The sequence below is a fragment of the Nonomuraea sp. C10 genome, from assembly GCF_008017515.1.
GTDB lineage: Bacteria > Actinomycetota > Actinomycetes > Streptosporangiales > Streptosporangiaceae > Nonomuraea > Nonomuraea ferruginea.
Genome location: NZ_VPFF01000001.1, coordinates 639,397 through 656,351 on the forward strand (window position 1 = coordinate 639,397; position 16,955 = coordinate 656,351).

Genomic DNA, 16,955 nt, shown 5'->3' on the forward strand with positions numbered 1-16,955 from the left:
GCTTCCGGCGGCGGCCGTTTCGTTGTCTCACGATGCGAGATGCTAGGACATCCAACGAGATGCTCGGGTAACCTGGCTGGTGATGCGTCAGGTGCTCGTACTCATTGCCTGCCGCGGCGGGGCCTGTTAGGGCAGGTCGACGACCCGCCGCGGTGAGCGGCGTCGCGTCGGCCGGTAAGCCCCATCGCCCGGTCCGTGACCCGGACTGGCGAGATCAGGCCCGGTCGGGTCCGCGACCGGGGTTCCGACTCACTGCAAGCACACACCCCGCGAAACGAGATGATCACCATGCGCGAGTACGCCGCCGACGAGCACCGTGACGAGGCCGCCGAGGCCCTGCAGACCGCCCTGGACCGCCGCGACAACGGCGGCGCGCCTCAGAACTCCAGCCGGTAGAAGACGGCCGCCCGCCGCATCGCGGGCACCGCTCTCATCAGCCGGGTGGCCAGGCGCAGTCCTCTGGCCAGCCGGTCGTAGCCCGGCAGGTCGAGCGCGCTGATCGCGTCGCGGCAGCGCAGGCGCGGGTGGATCGACTCGAGGTCCTCCGGACCTCCGACGGCCCAGTGCATCCGCGCCCCGGCCTTCCGCACCGGGCTGTTGAGCACCTGGAGCCGCAGCCCGAACGGGCTCAGGGCGTCGAAGACGAACTCGCCGTGCGGGAAGCGGTCCACGATCCGCCGGAAGAGCTCCCGGCCGCCCGTCTCGTCGAGGTAGTAGACCAGCCCTTCGGCGAGCACGAGCACCGGCCTGTCGGCGGGGACGCGGTCCAGCCAGCCGGTGTCGGTGACGGACGAGCCGATCGTCGTGTATCCGGGACGCCCAGGGAACAGCCTGTCGCGCAGCGCGACGACCTCCGGGAAGTCGACGTCGAACCAGGCGACCTCCGGCGGCGGGTCCATCCGGTGGACCCGGGTGTCGAGGCCGCACCCGAGGTGCAGCACGGTGGCGCCGGGATGGGCGGCGAGGAACTCGGCCGCCCACCGGTCCAGGAACCTGGCCCGGAACGCCACCGCTCCGGCGTTGCGGGGGCTCATGCCTATCTTGGTGAAGTCGTGGTCGATCCGCTCGACCGCCCGCACGGCCATCGTGTCGTTCAGGATCGGCTCGGGGGAGCGGGCGTCCAGCGCCCGGCCGTACAGGGTGGCGAGGAGCGTGGCCTTCTCGCCGTCGAGACACACCTTCTCGGCAGCCATGACGCCACGGTACGCCCGCGGTGTGAAAGATTTGGGTCAGCAGCACCACCTGTCCACACAATGAGATCAAGTGTTCGTCAGCCGAGACGAGCCGGTAAGGTACGCCCATGGAGTCGCGCAACATCCGCCTGGCCGTCATCCCTGGAGACGGCATCGGCACCGAGGTGGTGGCCGAAGGTCTGAAGGTCCTGGAGGCCGTCGGCACCAAGATCGATGCCACCCATTACGACCTGGGCGCCGCCCGCTACCACCGCACCGGCGAAACGCTGCCCGATGCCGTGCTCGAGGAGCTGCGCGGCTACGACGCCATCCTGCTCGGCGCCGTCGGCGACCCCAGCGTCCCGCCCGGCGTGCTGGAGCGCGACCTGCTGCTCAAGATCCGGTTCGCCTTCGACCACTACGTCAACCTGCGCCCGGTCAAGCTCTTCCCGGGCGTCGAGACGCCGCTGGCCGACACCCCCGTCGAGAACATCGACATGATCGTCGTCCGTGAGGGCACCGAGGGCCTCTACGCCGGCACCGGTGGCGTCATGCGCCGCGGCACCCCGTACGAGATCGCCACCCAGGAGTCGCTCAACACCGCCCACGGCGTCGAGCGGGTCGTGCGCTACGCGTTCGAGAAGGCCCGCTCCCGCCCGCGCAAGAAGCTCACGCTGGTCCACAAGACCAACGTGCTCACCTACGCCGGCGACCTCTGGCAGCGCACCGTCGACCGCGTCGCGGAGGAATACTCCGACGTCACGACCGACTACAGCCACATCGACGCGGCCTCGATGTTCTTCGTCAGCCAGCCCGAGCGGTTCGACGTCGTGGTCACCGACAACCTCTTCGGCGACATCATCACCGACCTCGGCGCCGCCATCGCGGGCGGCATCGGCCTGGCCGCCAGCGGCAACATCAACCCCGAGGGCACCGCGCCGAGCATGTTCGAGCCGGTCCACGGCAGCGCCCCCGACATCGCCGGGCAGGGCAAGGCCGACCCGACCGCCACCATCCTGTCCGTCGCCATGATGCTCGACCACCTCGGCCTGTCCGCCGAGGCCGCCAAGGTCGAGCAGGCCGTCGCCGACGACATCGTCGAGCGCCTGACCGGGTGGAGCAGCCGCACCACCCGCGAGATCGGCGACGACATCACCGAGCGAGTATCGAGCTAGGGCCGCCCCCAGCTCGACGAGCAGCGCCCGGCGGTTCCCCCAGGACCCGCCGGGCGCTTTTTCGTGTCCACCCCCGCCCTCCCCTTGCCATTCCAAATGGCGAGACAATAGGAAGTACGGACTGCCCCTGTTTGTGGCAGTGCCGCCCGAAATCGCAGAGAGAAGGACCCAGCGTCATGACCATCGCTCAGAAGCTCAGCTTCGACGTGCAGCTCTCCGGCCACGCTCGCACCGCGGCCGAGCGCGAGCAGGTACTGGCGAACCCCGGATTCGGGCAGGTCTTCACCGACCACATGGTCTCCGTCGACTACACCGAGGGCCAGGGCTGGCATGACGCCCGCCTGGAGCCGTACGCGCCGCTCACCCTCGACCCCGCCACCTCCGTCTTCCACTACGCGCAGGAGCTCTTCGAAGGGCTCAAGGCCTACCGGCAGGTCAACGGCTCTGTGGTGATGTTCCGCCCGTACGCCAACGCCGCCCGGTTCAACCGCTCGGCCACCCGCATGGCCATGCCCGAGCTCCCCGAGGACGCCTTCGTCGAGTCGCTCGAACTCCTCGTCCAGACCGACAGGGACTGGGTGCCCACCACCGAGGGCCACAGCCTCTACCTGCGGCCCTTCATGATCGCCACCCAGGTCGGGCTGGGCGTGAACTGGCCCTCCAAGACGTACCGCTACCTCGCCATCGCCTCGCCCGCGGCATCCTACTTCTCCGGCGGCGTCAAGCCCGTCTCGGTCTGGCTGTCCACCGAGTACACCCGCGCCGCCCCCGGCGGCACCGGCTTCGCCAAGTGCGGCGGCAACTACGCGGCCGCGTTCGTCGCCCAGCGGCAGGCCGTCGAGAACGGCTGCGACCAGGTGGTCTGGCTGGACGCCGCCGAGCACCGCTACGTCGAGGAGATGGGCGGGATGAACCTGTTCTTCGTCATCGGCGGCAAGCTCGTCACCCCGTCGCTGACCGGCACCCTGCTGCCCGGCATCACCCGCGACTCCATCCTCGCCCTCGCCGCCGACCTCGGTCTTGAGACGGAGGAGCGGCTCATCACCGTCGAGGAGTGGCAGGCCGGGTGCGAGTCCGGCGAGCTGACGGAGGTGTTCGCCTGCGGCACCGCCGCGGTCGTCACCCCCGTCGGCTCGGTCAAGGGCGCCGACCGCGCCTGGACCGTCGGCGACGGGAACGCCGGCGCGGTGACGATGCGCATCCGCGAGGAGCTCATCGGCATCCAGTACGGTTCGCGCCCCGACACCCGCGACTGGATCCACAAGATCGCCTAGCCGCCCGCCGGCATCACGCCTCAGGGTCCGGACGGCGCCCTCCCCGCACGTCCGGGCCCAGCCCGATCGCCGGCAGTATCGCCTGGTCCACCATGTCCGCCAGGTCGGCGTCGCTGGGCGGCGTCCTGGTGTCGATCAGCCGCTTGGTGACGAGCGCCTCCCCGATGTCGGCCACGACCGGGGTGAGGAGCTCGGCGGGGAAGTGGCCGCGCTCGGCGTAGTGGCGCAGCACGGTGTTGGTGAACGTGCCGCCCCGTACGGCGAAGACCCGGTCGACGAGCTCTTCGGAGATCTTGGACGCGCTCACCGGGTCGGTCAGGATCAGGGCGACGGCGTGGCCCGCGGGGCTGAGCATCCAGTCGCGCATGAGCCGGAGCGCCCTGATCAGGTCACCGCGCAGGTCGTCCGCCCCCGGGCTCGGCTCCTCGACCGGATGCGCGTGGTAGAGCGCGTCCAGCAGCACCTCGATCGGATCTGACCAGCGACGGTAGAGGGTCGTGCGGGCGGTCGCCGCCCGCTTGCCGATGCCGTCCATGGTCAGCCGTGCGACGCCGACCTCCACCACCTCTTCGAGCACCGCGGCGTGGATGGCCGCGATCAGCTCCTCGCCCCGCCGCCGCGTTCGGCTGTTGTTCACGGCTGTTCCCTTGGTTGGCTACAGCGGTGTATCTTACCTTCAACCTAAGCTACACTCGTGTATCTAATTCCAGGGGATAGTCATGTCCACCACCGTCATGTCCGCCGATCGGAGGGCCGTGCCGCTCGCCCGCCGGTCCCTGGCCCCCGACCTCGCCCGAGGTCTCATGCTCCTGCTCATCGCGGTGGCGCACGCACACATGTACCTGTCCGGTCACCCGGTCGGGTTCCGCGGCTACACGCTGGACGGAAGCGCCCTCGACCGGCTGGTGGCCGGGATCCAGATCCTCCTCGTGGACGGGCGGGCGCTGCCGATGTTCGCCGCCCTCTTCGGCTACGGCCTGGTGCAGCTCGCGAGCCGGCAGCTGGCCGCCGGTCGCGCATGGCCGGAGGTGCGGCGGGTGCTGCGCGCCCGCAGCCTGTGGCTCCTGGCCTTCGGGTTCTGCCACGCCCTCCTGCTGTTCTTCGGCGACATCCTGGGCGCGTACGGCCTGGTCGGCCTGGTGCTCGTGGGCTTCATCCGGCGCAGCGACCGCGCCCTGCTGTGGGCCGCCGGCCTCACGACTGTTCTGCACGTCGCGGTCCTCGCCCTGTTCGGGCTGCTCACCGTGAGCGCCGACAAGGGCGACTCGATCGCCGGCATGGGCGACCCGGCGGAGGCCCTCATGATGCGGGTCGTCGGCTGGTCCGGGATGACGCCCACGTACTTCGCCGCGAGCGTCGTGCCCGCTTTCCTGTTCGGGATCTGGGCGGCCCGCCGCCGCGTGCTGGAGGAGCCGTGGGCGCACCGTACGCTGCTCCTCCGGACCGGCGTCGTGGGCACCGCGATCGCGGTCGCCGGTGGCGTGCCGCTCATGCTCGTCGACACCCGGCTCTGGGCGCCCTCGGACGCGATCGGCGTGTCCGCGTACGCCCTGCACAGCGTCAGCGGCATCGCCGGCGGTCTCGCGTACGCCGCGCTGATAGGCCTCGCCGTGGCCGGTGGAGCCCGCCGCGCCGCGCCGGGCCCGGTGGCCAGGGCGCTGGCCGCGTGCGGTCAGTGGTCGCTGACGTGCTACCTGCTCCAGTCCGTGGTCTTCACCGTGGTCTTCGTGCCGTACCTGGGCGGGCTCGGCACCCGTGTCGGCGACGCGGCCGCCTCCGCCGTGGCCGTGCTCACCTGGCTGGCCACCGTGGTGCTGGCGGCGTCGATGTCCCGTACGGGCCGGCGCGGACCGGCCGAGACGTTGCTGCGCCGCCTGACCTACCGCCGCGCGGGCTGAGGGTCAGAGGTTCAGCAGGGAGGTCGTGTCGATCGCGCAGTCCCACGGGTGGGGCAGCGTCAGGGGAGCGCCGGCCGGCTCCACCGTCTCGCGTCCGTAGCCGCTCGGCGCCGGGTCGCTGTGGAGCTTGAGCAGGCGCTGGAACGGGTCGACCACCAGGTAGAGCGGCACCCCGGCCGGGGCGTAGCCCATCGGCTTGATCACGTGGTCGTCGTAGGCGTTGCCGGCCGAGACCACGTCGACCAGGAGCAGAGTGCTGGCGCCGTGGACGGCCTCGTCGGTCTCCATGACCGGCTCCTGCGGGACGATCGTCAGGTCGGGGACGTACCGGTCGGCCTCGTCGCCGAGGTGGACGGTGATGTTCGGCCAGATCTCCCAGCCCCGCCCGGCGACCACGGGCGCGAGCTGGGCGATCAGCTGGGCGATGATGGTGTTGTGCTGCCAGGTGCCGGGCTCGTTGACCACGATGCGGCCGTTGACCAGCTCGACGCGGAGCTCCGGGAAGACGTCCCGCACGGTGCGGTAGCGCTCTTCGACAGGCCTGATCATGTCTCCGCTCCCGACTCTGGGTGATCGATGCGCGACAGAGCGTAATACCAGGGCGCGGGAACGGCAAAGAGCAGGTCAACTGACGGCGGCCAGACGGCGGCGCAGGTGGGCGCGCTCGGGCTCGGTGCCCGCCAGGTCGAGCGCCTCACGGTAGGCGGCCGCGGCCTCGGGGAGCCGGCCGAGGCGCTGCAGCAGGTCGGCCCTGGCCATCGGATAGGGCGCGTAGGCGCGCAGCCGGGGCTCGCCGGCCAGCGCGTCGAGCAGCGCCAGGCCGGCCTCGGGGCCGTCGCGCAGCGCCACCGCCGCGGCCCTGTTCAGCTCGACGACCGGTGAGGGCGCGAGCGCGAGCAGGACGTCGTAGAGCGCGACGATCTGCGGCCAGTCGGTGGTCGCGACGTCCGCGGCCTCGTCGTGCAGCGCGGCGATCGCGGCCTGCACCCCGTACGGGCCGGGCGGGCCGCCGGCCAGCGCGGCGGGCACCAGCCGCAGGCCCTCCTCGATCATCGCGCGGTCCCAGCGGCCCCGGTCCTGTTCGTCCAGCAGGACGAGCTCGCCGCCGGGCCCGGTGCGGGCGTCGCGCCGCGCGTGGATCAGCAGCATCAGCCCGAGCAGGCCCGCGACCTCCCGCTCCGCGGGCAGCAGGCGGCGCAGGATCCGCGCCAGCCGGATGGCCTCCTCGGCGAGGTCGAGCCGTTGCAGGTCGGGTCCGGCGCTGGCCGCGTACCCCTCGGTGAAGATCGAGTAGATGACCTGGAGCACCCCGGGAAGCCGCGCGGGCAGCTCGTCGGGGCCGGGGGCGCGGAACGGGATGCGGGCCTCACGGATCTTCTTCTTGGCCCGTACGATCCGCTTGGCCATCGTGGCCTCCGGCACCAGGAAGGCGCGCGCGACCTCCGGAGTGGCCAGCCCGCCGAGACAGCGCAGCGTCAGCGCCCCGCGGTCGTCGGCGTTCAGCGCCGGGTGGGCGCAGGTGAAGAACAGCTGCAGCCGCTCGTCGGGCAGCTCGTCGCCCGCGCCGGTGGGCGGGGGCGCCGCCCGGTCGGCCTCCACCTGCAGCAGGGCCAGCCGGGAGGCGTACGTCCTGTCGCGCCGCAGCCGGTCGACCGCCCGGCGCCGGGCGGTGGTCATCAGCCACGCGCCCGGCTTGGGCGGCACGCCGTCGACCGGCCAGCGCACCAGCGCCGCCTCGATCGCGTCCGACGTGACCTCCTCGGCCAGATCCAGGTCGCCGAAGCGGCGCACCAGGGCGGCGAGCAGCCGGCCGCGCTCCTCCCGGAAGACCGCCTCCACGTTCTCCGCGTACGGGCCGGTCATGACGGTCAGCCCTCGAAGTCGGCGATCGGCCGCACCACCACCGAGCCGCCGCCGGTGGCGCCCGGGCAGCGGGCCGCCCAGTCGAGCGCCACGTCCAGGTCGGGGACGTCGATCACGTAGTAGCCGCCGAGGACCTCGCGGGTCTCCGCGAACGGCCCGTCGGTGATGGCCCGCTCGCCCTTCGCGTCGACCCGCACGGTCGTCGCGGTGGTCAGGTCGGCCAGCGAGTGGCCGGCCACGAAGATCCCCGCCTCCTGAACGGCCTTGTCGTAGGCCATCCAGTCCTCGAAGGACGCCTCACAGCCCTCCTGCGCCTGGTCGGTCCCGGCGCTGTTGATCAGCAGCATGTACTTCATGGTTCTGGCTCCTTCTGCCGTGCTTGTGCCATGTCTACGAACGGGACCCCGCCCGATGGACACGAGGCCGGCAGGATTTTCCTCAGGCCGGCGTGACCCGCTTGCGGATCAGGGTCAGCCCGTCCGCGACCGGCAGGATGACCACGGTCACCCGGGGGTCCTCGCGCACCAGCGCGTTGAACTCGCGCATGTTCACCGTAGCCGGGTCATTCTTACCGGGGTCGGCCACGTGCCCCGACCACAGCGTGTTGTCCACCATGATCAGCCCGCCCGGCCGCAGCTTGCCGACGAGCAGTTCGTAGTACGCGGGATACCGCGGTTTGTCGGCGTCCAGGAACGCCAGGTCGATCGGCTCGGTGAAGTCCCGCAGCGACTCCAGCGCCGGCCCCAGCGTGAGCGTGACCCGGTCGGCGACCCCGCCCTTCTCCCAGTACCGGCGGGCGACGGCCGTCCACTCCTCGCTCACGTCGAAGCAGTGCAGCGTGCCGCCGGACAGCCCGCGGGCGATGCAGAGCGAGGAGTATCCGGTGAACGTGCCCACCTCCACGGCCACCTCAGGCGCCACGAGCTGGGTGATCATCGTCAGGAACGTGCCCTGGTCGGCCGAGATCTGCATGCCCGCGTGGTCGCCGGTGACCGCGACGGTCTCCGCGGCCAGCTCCTCCAGCAGCGGGTCGGGCGGCGTGGAGTGGTCGAGGATGTACCGGGCCATGGCCTGGTCGAGGAGAAATGCCTTCATGAGGGTGATTCTGGCCTGGTGTGGCCGGATAACACCTATGTTCCCAGTTCCGATAGGGTCGCGGCGATCGGCGGACGAGAGCGGGCGGGGATGAACAAGAGGGTGGCGGCCATCGTGGCCGCCGTTGCGGTGCTGGCCGTGATGGGATTCGTGACGCTGGTCCAGTCGGGGCCGTCCTCCGACGGCGTGCGGCTGATGCGGCAGGCCGACGGGTCCATGGTGCTGGCCGACCGCGGCGGGCAGGCGCCGGTGCTGGTCCTGTACGAGGACTTCGAATGCCCCGTCTGCAGGGAGCTGCACTCCCGGGTCGACGACACGATCGAACGCCTGGCCAGGGAGGGCAAGGTCAAGGTCGTCTACCACCCCGTCACGATCTTCCGGGACGAGCCGTCGCGGTCGAACTCCATCAGGGCCGCCGCGGCCGCCCGGTGCGTCCCCGAGTCGAGCTGGCTGGCCTTCCGGGACGAGCTGTACGCGATGCAGCCGGTGCCGCACGGCGTGGCCACCGGGTTCACCGTGGAGGAGCTGGTGGCCGCCGCGCGCAAGGCCGGCGCCGCCTCCGCCGAGTCGTGCGTCAACTCCCAGGCGTACGCGGAGGCGCACCTGCGCGACACCGCAGGCATCCGCGTCGAGGGCACGCCGACCCTGGTGCTCGACGGCCGGGTGATGGGCAACGAGGCGTTCGACCCGGCCGCGCTGGAGAAGGCCATCACGGGCGGTGACGGGGTAACCGTCTGACCAAATCTCGTCCGTACTGTGAGATCGATGTCCCGGGCACTGGATTCGTATGGCAGACTCGGGAGCACCATGTTCTACGGTCTGCTCATTATCGGCAGGCGCGCTGGCTAACGCAGGGACACCGCCAGCGCGCAGACCTCTCACGTCCGTGAGGGGTCTTTTTGTTTTCCTCCACTCTCAGAAAGAGAATCCATGGCCGACGACCGGTTCCACGTCTATGACACGACGCTGCGTGACGGCGCACAGCAGGAAGGCCTCAACCTCACGGTGGCCGACAAGCTCGCTGTCGCGCGCCACCTGGACGGGCTGGGCGTCGGCTTCATCGAAGGAGGGTGGCCCGGCGCCAACCCCAAGGACACCGAGTTCTTCAGGCGCGCTCGAACAGAGCTCGACCTGAGGCACGCGCAGCTAGCCGCGTTCGGCGCGACCCGCCGGGCAGGTGTGAAGGCGGCCGACGACCCCCTGGTCGCCGCTCTGCGCGAATCCGGCGCGCCGGTCGTGACCCTTGTCGCCAAGAGTCACGACCGGCACGTGGAGCTGGCCCTCCGCACGACTCTCCAGGAGAACCTCGCGATGATCCGCGACACGGTCTCTCACCTTCGTGCGGAGGGTCAGCGCGTCTTCCTTGACGCCGAGCACTTCTTCGACGGCTACAAGTCCAACCCAGCCTACGCGCTGGAGGTCGTCAGGACCGCCGCCGAGGCCGGGGCGGACGTGATCGCCCTGTGCGACACCAACGGCGGCATGCTCCCCGACGAGCTGGCCGAGATCGTCCACGACGCCGTCCAGACCAGCGCCAGGGTCGGCATCCACTGCCACGACGACACCGGCTGCGCGGTCGCCAACACGCTGGCCGCGGTCAAGGCCGGCGCCACCCACGTGCAGGGCTGCGCCAACGGCTACGGCGAGCGCTCCGGCAACGCCAACCTGTTCACCGTGGTCGCCAACCTGCAGCTCAAGCGCGGGTTCGAGCTGGTGCCGCCGCAGGCGCTGGCCGACATGACCCGCATCGCGCACGCGATCACCGAGGTCACCAACGTCACCCCCAACTCGCACGCACCGTACGTCGGCGCCTCGGCGTTCGCCCACAAGGCCGGCCTGCACGCCAGCGCCATCAAGGTCGACCCGAACCTCTACCAGCACATCGACCCCGCCGAGGTCGGCAACGACATGCGCATGCTGGTCTCCGACATGGCGGGGCGCGCGTCCGTCGAGCTGAAGGGCCGCGAGTTGGGCTACGAGCTCACCCCCGGCAACACCAAGGAGCTGGTCGACCGGGTCAAGGACCTGGAGTCCAAGGGCTTCACCTTCGAGGCCGCCGACGCCTCGTTCGAGCTGCTGCTGCGCGACACCGTCCACGGCGAGCGCAGGCGCCACTTCGAGGTCGAGTCCTGGCGCGTCATCGTCGAGCACACCAAGGGCGGCGAGCTGGTCAGCGAGGCCACGGTCAAGCTGCACGCCAAGGGCGAGCGGATCGTCGCCACCGGCGAGGGCAACGGCCCGGTCAACGCCCTCGACAAGGCGGTCCGGCTGGCGCTGGAGAAGCTCTACCCCGACCTGGCCAAGGTGGAGCTGGTCGACTACAAGGTGCGCATCCTCGAAGGCACCCACGGCACCGGCGCCATCACCCGCGTGCTCATCACCTCCAGCGACGACACCACCGGATGGTCCACGGTCGGCGTCGGCCAGAACATCATCGACGCCTCCTGGCAGGCGCTGGAGCAGGCGGTCACGTACGGCCTGCTCCGCGCCGGACACGAGTGCTGAGCGGCTGAACCGTTGGAGGGGCGTCCTTGTGGCGCCCCTCCAACCCTGCGCGTGGAGAGAAAGCCCCAGAGCGCGGCGGTTACCCCGGCACTCAGCCTCGCAGGCGCGCCAGCGCCGCGCGGACGCGCTCCTTGGCGCGCTCGCGGCCGAGCACCTCGATCGACTCGAACAGCGGCAGACCGACCGTCCGGCCGGTGACCGCCACCCGCACCGGGGCCTGCGCCTTGCCCAGCTTGAGGCCGTTGGCGGCGCCGACCTCCTCCAGCGCCTCCTTGAGCGACTCCGGGTCCCAGCTCACGGTGTCGAGCCGGTCGAGGTAGCCGCTCAGGATCTCCTCGGGGGAGTTCTTCATCGCCTTGTCCCAGGAGGCCTGGTCGAACACCGGCTCCTCCAGGAACAGGAAGTCGACGTTCTGCCGGATCTCCGACAGCACCCCGACCCGGGTCTGCGCCAGCGGGGCGACCTTGCTGAACAGCTCGCGGTCCCAGGACGGCTCCAGGTAGGGCAGGCAACGCTCCTCGAACGTCTCCAGCGGCAGCGCCCTGATGTACTCGCCGTTGAAGGCGCGCAGCTTCTTCTCGTCGAAGAACGCGCTGGAGGAGTTGACGTCCTCAAGCCGGAACAGCGGCACCATCTCCGACCACGGCATGATCTCGCGGTCGTCCCCCGGACCCCAGCCGAGCAGCATGAGGTAGTTGACCATGGCCTCGGCGAGGTAGCCCTCGGCGCGGTAGTCCTCCAGCGCGACCTTGTCGCGGCGCTTGGACAGCTTCTTGCGCTGCTCGTTGACGATCACCGGCAGATGGGCCCAGACCGGCGGGGTGGCGCCCAGCGCCGGCCACAGCAGCTCCTGCTTGGCGGCGTTGCCGAGGTGCTCCTCGCCGCGCACCACGTGGGTGATGCCCTGGGTGATGTCGTCGACCGCGTTGGCCAGCACGTAAAGAGGCGAGCCGTCGGTGCGGGCGATGACGAAGTCTTCCTGCGCCTCGTTGGGGAACTCCACGTTGCCCCTGATCAGGTCTGCGACCACGGTCACCCCCTCGTCGGGGGTGCGGAAGCGCACCGCGCCCGCGCTCAGCCCGCGCTCGCGGCAGTGACCGTCGTAGCCGCGGTGCTCGGAGCCGGTGCGGGCGACGAGCCGCTCGCGGGTGCAGTCGCAGTAGTAGGCCTTGCCGTCGGCCAGCAGCTTGGCCACCGCCTCGCGGTGCTGCGGCTCGAACGCCGACTGGAAGTAGGGGCCCTCGAACGCCGGGTTGGTGCCGTTGACGCCGATCCAGTCGAGGGCGGAGATGATGCCCTCGGTCCACTCGGGCCGGTTGCGCGAGGCGTCGGTGTCTTCGACGCGCAGCACGAACCGGCCGCCGGACTGCTCGGCCAGCGCCCAGTTGTACAGGGCCGTGCGGGCGCCGCCCACGTGGAACATGCCGGTCGGGGACGGGGCGAAGCGCACCCGTAGATCAGTCACGAGCAACCACCTTGTTCGTCAGAGTGCCGATGCCTTCGATGCCGACGCTGACCTCGTCGTCTATCTCCAGCGGGCCCACGCCCGCGGGCGTGCCGGTCAGGATGACGTCGCCGGGGATCAGTGTCATGACGGCGCTGACGTAGGCGACGAGCGCGGGGATGTCGTGGATGAGCTGGCTGGTGCGGCCGCTCTGCCGGATGTCGCCGTTGACCGACGTGGTGAGCGCCAGGTCGGACGCGTCGAGGTCGGTCTGGATCCACGGGCCGAGCGGGCAGAAGGTGTCGAAGCCCTTGGCCCGGGTGAACTGCACGTCCTTCTTCTGCAGGTCGCGGGCGGTGACGTCGTTGGCGCACGTGTAGCCGAAGATGACGTCCTTGGCCCGCTCGACCGGCACCTCGCGGCACAGCCTGCCGATCACCACGGCCAGCTCGCCCTCGTAGTCGACGCGGTGGGACAGCGACGTCGGGTAGGCGATCGACTCGCCGTGTCCGATCACCGAGGTGGACGGCTTGATGAAGATCAGCGGCTCGTCGGGCACCTCGTTGCCCATCTCGCGGGCGTGCTCGGCGTAGTTGCGGCCGATCGCCACGACCTTGCTCGGCAGCATCGGGGCGAGCAGCTTCACCTGCGACAGGCGGAACCGCTCGCCGGTGAACTGGACCTGGTTGAACGGGTGACCGGCGACGGCGGACACCATCTCCTCACCGGGGCCGCCCTCGACCACGCCGAACGCCACACCTTCGCCTGCGGAGAACCTCGCTATACGCACCTGACAAGGCTATCGCCGACACCGGCGGGGTCCGGACGATTAACCGGCGGGGCCCGCCCGGCGAGCGGGCCGCCGCCGTGATTTGCTTGTCGGGCAAGCACCGGAACGTCTTGGAGGAGCTCCCGTGTCCGTGGTGAAGATCAACGTGCTGACCGTCCCCGCCGAGATGCGCGAGACGCTGGAGAAGCGTTTCTCCAACCGGGCCGGGCTGGTGGAGTCGGCCGACGGCTTCGAGTGGTTCGAGCTGCTCCGCCCGGTCGAGGGCACCGACCAGTACCTCGTCTACACCCGCTGGCGCAGCGAGGAGGACTTCCAGCGCTGGCAGGAGAGCCAGGCCTTCCAGCGCGGCCACGCCGAGGCCGCCGCCGAGCGCGGCGGCCAGGGACACGGGCAGGGACACGGGCAGGGACACGGCCACGGGCAGGGCCCGGCCGCGTCGGGTTCCCAGGTGTGGACGTTCGAGGTGATCCAGCACGCGGCACCGGCGTCCTGACGCCCGCGTCTCAGAGGCGGTCCAGCGGGTTGGCGGCGATCCGGTCGAGCACGCCGCCGCGCAGGAAGGCCCCCGCGATGCTCGACGGCTTGCGCCGCCCCTGCTCGGCGATGCACCCGGCGAACTCCTGGGCCAGGTCCAGCCTCGGATGGCGGCGCAGCACCTCCTCGCGCACGCCCGGCGGGATGTCGTCGGTGCGCCGGCCCGAGATGTCCATGCCGGTCGACAGCTCCAGCAGGTGACCCTCCGGGTCGCTGTCCACCGGCACCTCGTCCCACATGTGGCGGACGATCACCTCGGCGGCGCGCACCCGCCGCTCCTCGGGCCACCCGGCGCCCGCCGTGACCGCCCAGGCCAGATGGCCGCCCGCCTCCTCGAACGGCACCGCGTGACTGTCGAACTCCGGCGTCAGGCCCATGTCGTGCAGCATCGCGGACACGTACAGGAGTTCGGCGTCGAACGCGATGCCGTTCGCCTGCCCGTAGGCGGCGGCGAACAGGTAGGCCCTGATCGAGTGGTTCATCAGGGAAGGCGTGTGGTACTTGGCGGCGATCTCCCGGGCGGCGTGGCACACGGGGGTGTCGGGAAGCACGATGTCGTCATATCTCATGAGATCAGCATGACCGACCCGGATGAGGAGCGCATCGGGCGGCTAACGATCGCGCACCCGACTTGACCTTGTTATCCGGATTCGGCCAGCATGTTTCACCCTCACCTCTTTGGCCCGAAAGGAATCGGCGTGCGCCGCCTCGCGATCCCTCTTGCTCTCACGCTCGTCCTCGGCGCTGCTGGGAGCCCGGCGCAGGCGGACACCCCCGTCAAGCGCACCGCCGAGTGCCAGGGTGACTGGCTGCCCGGCACGCCGACGGCCGCGGACGTGATGCAGGGCGAGATCTCCCTGGTCGGCCTGCCCGCCTACAAGCTGGGCAAGAAGATCGACTGGAACGCGAGCCCGTACCGGAACCGCTCGTGGGAGTACGTCTACCACTCGCTCCGCTGGATGGGCACCCTCGTCGTCGAGTACGAGAACACCGGCGAGAAGCGCTACCTGGACCGCGCCAAGGAGATCACCAAGGACTGGGTGGCCCGCAACAAGCACGGCGCCCGGGGCACCAAGTCCTACGTCTGGACCGACCACCCGGTCTCGCTGCGCACCCAGCCGCTCGTCTGCCTGAGCAGGCACGTGAACGAGAGCTGGCTGAAGGAGAGCCTGACCGTCCACGCCAGGCTGCTGTCCAACCCCCGGCTCTACAAGAAGGGCCACAACCACGGCATCGACCAGGACATCGCGCTCATGGCCATCGGCTGCCGCTACCACCGCAAGGACTGGTCCGACCTGGCCTCCAGGCGGCTGACCGGCACCGTGAAGCTGGACGTCGACTCCCAGGGCGCGCTGATGGAGCAGGCCCCCCGCTATGCCGTCTACGTGTACGGGCGACTCCAGGTCGCGATGACGAACATGCGCGCGTGCGGCCGCAAGGTGCCCGGCGAGATCGGCAAGCGGGCCGAGGCGCTGAAGGACTTCATCGCCCACTCCACCCAGCCGAACGGCTTCATGGTGCCCATCGGCGACGGCAGCGCCGAGACCGAGCCCAAGATGGAGACGGGCACGCCCAAGGAGAAGGTCCGCACCTACCGGGCCGGTTACGTCTACGGCCGCACCGACTGGGACAAGCGCGACTCGGCGTACTACTCGATCAGGTACGGCCCCGGCATGAAGTACCACGGCCACGAGGACCACCTGGGCGTCACCTATTACGCCCAGGGCCGTGACGTGCTCGTCGACGCCGGCTTCCACTCCTACGAGAAGACCTCGTACCGCTACTGGACGCTCTCCCCCGAGGCGCACAACGTGCCGACCGTGGTGGGCCAGCGGTTCCGGCCGCGCACCGCCAGCAAGCTCGTCAAGACCGGCTACGGCAAGGACCGCCAGTCGTTCAGGCTGTCCGACCAGGCCTACGGCGTCACCCGCACCCGGTCCGTGTTCGTCAACCACGGCGAGGACGTGATGGCGGTGCACGACACCGCGTCCGGCGGCAAGAAGATCCGCAACCTGTGGCGGTTCGACGACGAGCTGAAGCTGATCTCGAACAAGGGCGGCCGGGTCGTGCTCGGCGACGGCTCGTTCAAGGTCACGCTGGTGCAGCTCTCCTCCTGCCGGCCGGTGGGCGGGCAGAAGGTGGAGCGGGGCGGCAGGCTCGGCTGGATGTCGCCGACCTACCTGTCCAAGCAGCGCACCAACGTCGTGGTCTCGCCCGCGGCGAAGGAGCTGCTGACGATCGTGGTGCCCGGCACCGACGACCCGAAGGTGTCGTGCGCGGGCGGGAAGGTCAAGGTCAACGGCGTGACCTTCCCGGCGAAGGTGCTCTGACCGCTCCGCCGGCGCATCGCGGAACCGAACCTTCCGCATTGATCCGTACGGTCGCTCCCATGACCTTCCTCATCACCGGAGCCACCGGATCCGTCGGCCGCCACGTCGTCGACGAGCTGCTCAGGATGGGAGCGCCCGTGCGGGCGCTCACCCGCGACCCCGCCGGGGCCGGCCTGCCGGCGGGCGTGCAGGTCGTCCGCGGCGACCTCGCGCGCCCTGAGACGCTCGTCCCCGCGCTGCGCGGGGTGACCGGCGTGCACCTCATCGACGTCGGCGGGCCGGACTACGCGCCGCAGCCGCACGGCAAGGAGGTCGTGGAGCTGGTCCGCGAGGCCGGGGTGCGCAAGGTCACCCTGCTCAGCGGCTGGTCCACCGGCACCCTGGAGGCCGCGGTGACCGGCAGCGACCTCGACTGGACGTACGTGCAGCCGACCGAGTTCATGGTCAACGCCATGGCCTGGGCCGATTCGGTGCGGGCGGCAGGCGTGGTCGAGGAGCCGTTCGGGGCGACGAAGACGGCGATGGTCCACGAGGCCGACATCGGCGCGGTGATCGCGACCGTGCTCACCGGCGACGGGCACGCCGGCCACTCCTACGGGCTCACCGGGCCGGAGCTGCTGGACATGCCCGCCAAGGTGCGCATCCTGGGCGAGGCCATCGGACGCGAGATCGCGTACGTGGAGCTCGGCGTGGCGGAGATGCGCGAACGCTACCGGGCGCGGGGCGTGCCGGAGGAGCTGATCGCCTTCCAGGTCGAGGCGTTCGACGTGCCCGATGGCGTCTACCAGGTCACCGACACCGTCCAGGCGGTCACCGGCCGCCCGCCGCGCACGTTCGCGCAGTGGGCGGCCGAGCACGCCGAGGCGTTCCTGTGA

17 protein-coding genes are annotated in these 16,955 nt (G+C 70.6%); 8 read left to right on the plus strand and 9 right to left on the minus strand.

The window, feature by feature from the left end; genetic code table 11:
- Positions 1 to 377 precede the first annotated feature (377 nt).
- The gene (locus tag FR742_RS02970) at positions 378 to 1,193 is read right to left on the minus strand and encodes a class I SAM-dependent methyltransferase (protein ID WP_148029484.1); all 816 of its coding nucleotides are present in this window, start codon (positions 1,191 to 1,193) and stop codon (positions 378 to 380) included.
- Between the two features lie 107 nt (positions 1,194 to 1,300).
- Between FR742_RS02970 and FR742_RS02975 the strand changes: the two genes are divergently transcribed.
- Both FR742_RS02975 and FR742_RS02980 read left to right on the plus strand, forming a co-directional pair.
- A complete protein-coding gene (locus FR742_RS02975; protein ID WP_148029485.1) occupies positions 1,301 to 2,347 on the plus strand; it encodes a 3-isopropylmalate dehydrogenase in 1,047 nt (348 codons plus the stop codon).
- A 176-nt stretch (positions 2,348 to 2,523) separates the two neighbouring features.
- On the plus strand, positions 2,524 to 3,621 hold the full coding sequence (locus FR742_RS02980) for a branched-chain amino acid aminotransferase (RefSeq protein WP_148029486.1): 1,098 nt from the start codon (positions 2,524 to 2,526) through the stop codon (positions 3,619 to 3,621).
- Positions 3,622 to 3,634: 13 nt separating this feature from the next.
- Here the strand turns inward: FR742_RS02980 and FR742_RS02985 are convergent, their stop codons facing one another.
- On the minus strand, positions 3,635 to 4,258 hold the full coding sequence (locus FR742_RS02985) for a TetR-like C-terminal domain-containing protein (protein WP_148029487.1): 624 nt from the start codon (positions 4,256 to 4,258) through the stop codon (positions 3,635 to 3,637).
- Between the two features lie 82 nt (positions 4,259 to 4,340).
- On the opposite strand from FR742_RS02985, the gene FR742_RS02990 reads away from it, so the two are divergent.
- Positions 4,341 to 5,519 carry a DUF418 domain-containing protein gene (locus FR742_RS02990; protein ID WP_187280966.1) on the plus strand — a complete coding sequence of 393 codons (1,179 nt, stop codon included), beginning with the start codon at positions 4,341 to 4,343 and terminating at the stop codon, positions 5,517 to 5,519.
- A 3-nt stretch (positions 5,520 to 5,522) separates the two neighbouring features.
- Here FR742_RS02990 and FR742_RS02995 read toward each other — a convergent pair whose 3' ends face one another.
- The 4 genes from FR742_RS02995 to FR742_RS03010 form a co-directional block, all read right to left on the minus strand.
- A complete protein-coding gene (locus FR742_RS02995; protein WP_148029489.1) occupies positions 5,523 to 6,068 on the minus strand; it encodes a Uma2 family endonuclease in 546 nt (181 codons plus the stop codon).
- Between the two features lie 75 nt (positions 6,069 to 6,143).
- The gene (locus FR742_RS03000; RefSeq protein WP_148029490.1) at positions 6,144 to 7,382 is read right to left on the minus strand and encodes an RNA polymerase sigma factor; all 1,239 of its coding nucleotides are present in this window, start codon (positions 7,380 to 7,382) and stop codon (positions 6,144 to 6,146) included.
- 5 nt (positions 7,383 to 7,387) lie between these two features.
- Positions 7,388 to 7,738, minus strand: coding sequence for a YciI family protein (locus FR742_RS03005; protein ID WP_148029491.1), 351 nt, complete (start codon positions 7,736 to 7,738; stop codon positions 7,388 to 7,390).
- 82 nt (positions 7,739 to 7,820) lie between these two features.
- On the minus strand, positions 7,821 to 8,477 hold the full coding sequence (locus FR742_RS03010; protein WP_148029492.1) for an O-methyltransferase: 657 nt from the start codon (positions 8,475 to 8,477) through the stop codon (positions 7,821 to 7,823).
- A gap of 90 nt (positions 8,478 to 8,567) precedes the next feature.
- Here FR742_RS03010 and FR742_RS03015 point away from each other — a divergent pair, with 90 nt between their 5' ends.
- Positions 8,568 to 9,215 (plus strand): thioredoxin domain-containing protein, encoded by a 648-nt coding sequence (locus FR742_RS03015; protein WP_148029493.1) that lies wholly within the window; start codon positions 8,568 to 8,570, stop codon positions 9,213 to 9,215.
- Between the two features lie 192 nt (positions 9,216 to 9,407).
- Positions 9,408 to 10,982, plus strand: coding sequence for a citramalate synthase (cimA, locus tag FR742_RS03020; RefSeq protein WP_148029494.1), 1,575 nt, complete (start codon positions 9,408 to 9,410; stop codon positions 10,980 to 10,982).
- A gap of 91 nt (positions 10,983 to 11,073) precedes the next feature.
- Here the strand turns inward: cimA and gltX are convergent, their stop codons facing one another.
- Both gltX and FR742_RS03030 read right to left on the minus strand, forming a co-directional pair.
- Positions 11,074 to 12,447 carry a glutamate--tRNA ligase gene (gene gltX, locus FR742_RS03025; RefSeq protein ID WP_148029495.1) on the minus strand — a complete coding sequence of 458 codons (1,374 nt, stop codon included), beginning with the start codon at positions 12,445 to 12,447 and terminating at the stop codon, positions 11,074 to 11,076.
- On the minus strand, positions 12,440 to 13,216 hold the full coding sequence (locus FR742_RS03030) for a fumarylacetoacetate hydrolase family protein (RefSeq protein WP_148029496.1): 777 nt from the start codon (positions 13,214 to 13,216) through the stop codon (positions 12,440 to 12,442). Before FR742_RS03030 ends, gltX begins: the two co-directional genes overlap by 8 nt.
- 124 nt (positions 13,217 to 13,340) lie before the next feature.
- Here FR742_RS03030 and FR742_RS03035 point away from each other — a divergent pair, with 124 nt between their 5' ends.
- Positions 13,341 to 13,709 carry an antibiotic biosynthesis monooxygenase gene (locus FR742_RS03035; RefSeq protein ID WP_148029497.1) on the plus strand — a complete coding sequence of 123 codons (369 nt, stop codon included), beginning with the start codon at positions 13,341 to 13,343 and terminating at the stop codon, positions 13,707 to 13,709.
- 10 nt (positions 13,710 to 13,719) lie between these two features.
- Here FR742_RS03035 and FR742_RS03040 read toward each other — a convergent pair whose 3' ends face one another.
- Positions 13,720 to 14,319, minus strand: a complete 600-nt coding sequence (locus tag FR742_RS03040) for an HD domain-containing protein (protein WP_148029498.1) — start codon at positions 14,317 to 14,319, stop codon at positions 13,720 to 13,722.
- 129 nt (positions 14,320 to 14,448) lie between these two features.
- On the opposite strand from FR742_RS03040, the gene FR742_RS03045 reads away from it, so the two are divergent.
- Positions 14,449 to 16,080, plus strand: a complete 1,632-nt coding sequence (locus FR742_RS03045; RefSeq protein ID WP_261808329.1) for a heparinase II/III family protein — start codon at positions 14,449 to 14,451, stop codon at positions 16,078 to 16,080.
- Between the two features lie 59 nt (positions 16,081 to 16,139).
- Positions 16,140 to 16,955, plus strand: a complete 816-nt coding sequence (locus FR742_RS03050; protein WP_148029500.1) for an NAD(P)H-binding protein — start codon at positions 16,140 to 16,142, stop codon at positions 16,953 to 16,955.

Excerpts from the sequence above, each read along its gene's own strand:
- FR742_RS03015 (WP_148029493.1), top strand. The coding sequence starts at position 8,568 with ATGAACAAGAGGGTGGCGGCCATCGTGGCCGCCGTTGCGGTGCTGGCC.
- cimA (WP_148029494.1), top strand. The coding sequence starts at position 9,408 with ATGGCCGACGACCGGTTCCACGTCTATGACACGACGCTGCGTGACGGC.
- FR742_RS03050 (WP_148029500.1), top strand. The coding sequence starts at position 16,140 with ATGACCTTCCTCATCACCGGAGCCACCGGATCCGTCGGCCGCCACGTC.
- FR742_RS03000 (WP_148029490.1), bottom strand. The coding sequence starts at position 7,382 with ATGACCGGCCCGTACGCGGAGAACGTGGAGGCGGTCTTCCGGGAGGAG.
- FR742_RS03010 (WP_148029492.1), bottom strand. The coding sequence starts at position 8,477 with ATGAAGGCATTTCTCCTCGACCAGGCCATGGCCCGGTACATCCTCGAC.
- FR742_RS02980 (WP_148029486.1), top strand. The coding sequence starts at position 2,524 with ATGACCATCGCTCAGAAGCTCAGCTTCGACGTGCAGCTCTCCGGCCAC.
- FR742_RS03005 (WP_148029491.1), bottom strand. The coding sequence starts at position 7,738 with ATGAAGTACATGCTGCTGATCAACAGCGCCGGGACCGACCAGGCGCAG.
- FR742_RS02995 (WP_148029489.1), bottom strand. The coding sequence starts at position 6,068 with ATGATCAGGCCTGTCGAAGAGCGCTACCGCACCGTGCGGGACGTCTTC.
- FR742_RS02975 (WP_148029485.1), top strand. The coding sequence starts at position 1,301 with ATGGAGTCGCGCAACATCCGCCTGGCCGTCATCCCTGGAGACGGCATC.
- FR742_RS02970 (WP_148029484.1), bottom strand. The coding sequence starts at position 1,193 with ATGGCTGCCGAGAAGGTGTGTCTCGACGGCGAGAAGGCCACGCTCCTC.
- FR742_RS02990 (WP_187280966.1), top strand. The coding sequence starts at position 4,341 with ATGTCCACCACCGTCATGTCCGCCGATCGGAGGGCCGTGCCGCTCGCC.
- FR742_RS03040 (WP_148029498.1), bottom strand. The coding sequence starts at position 14,319 with ATGAGATATGACGACATCGTGCTTCCCGACACCCCCGTGTGCCACGCC.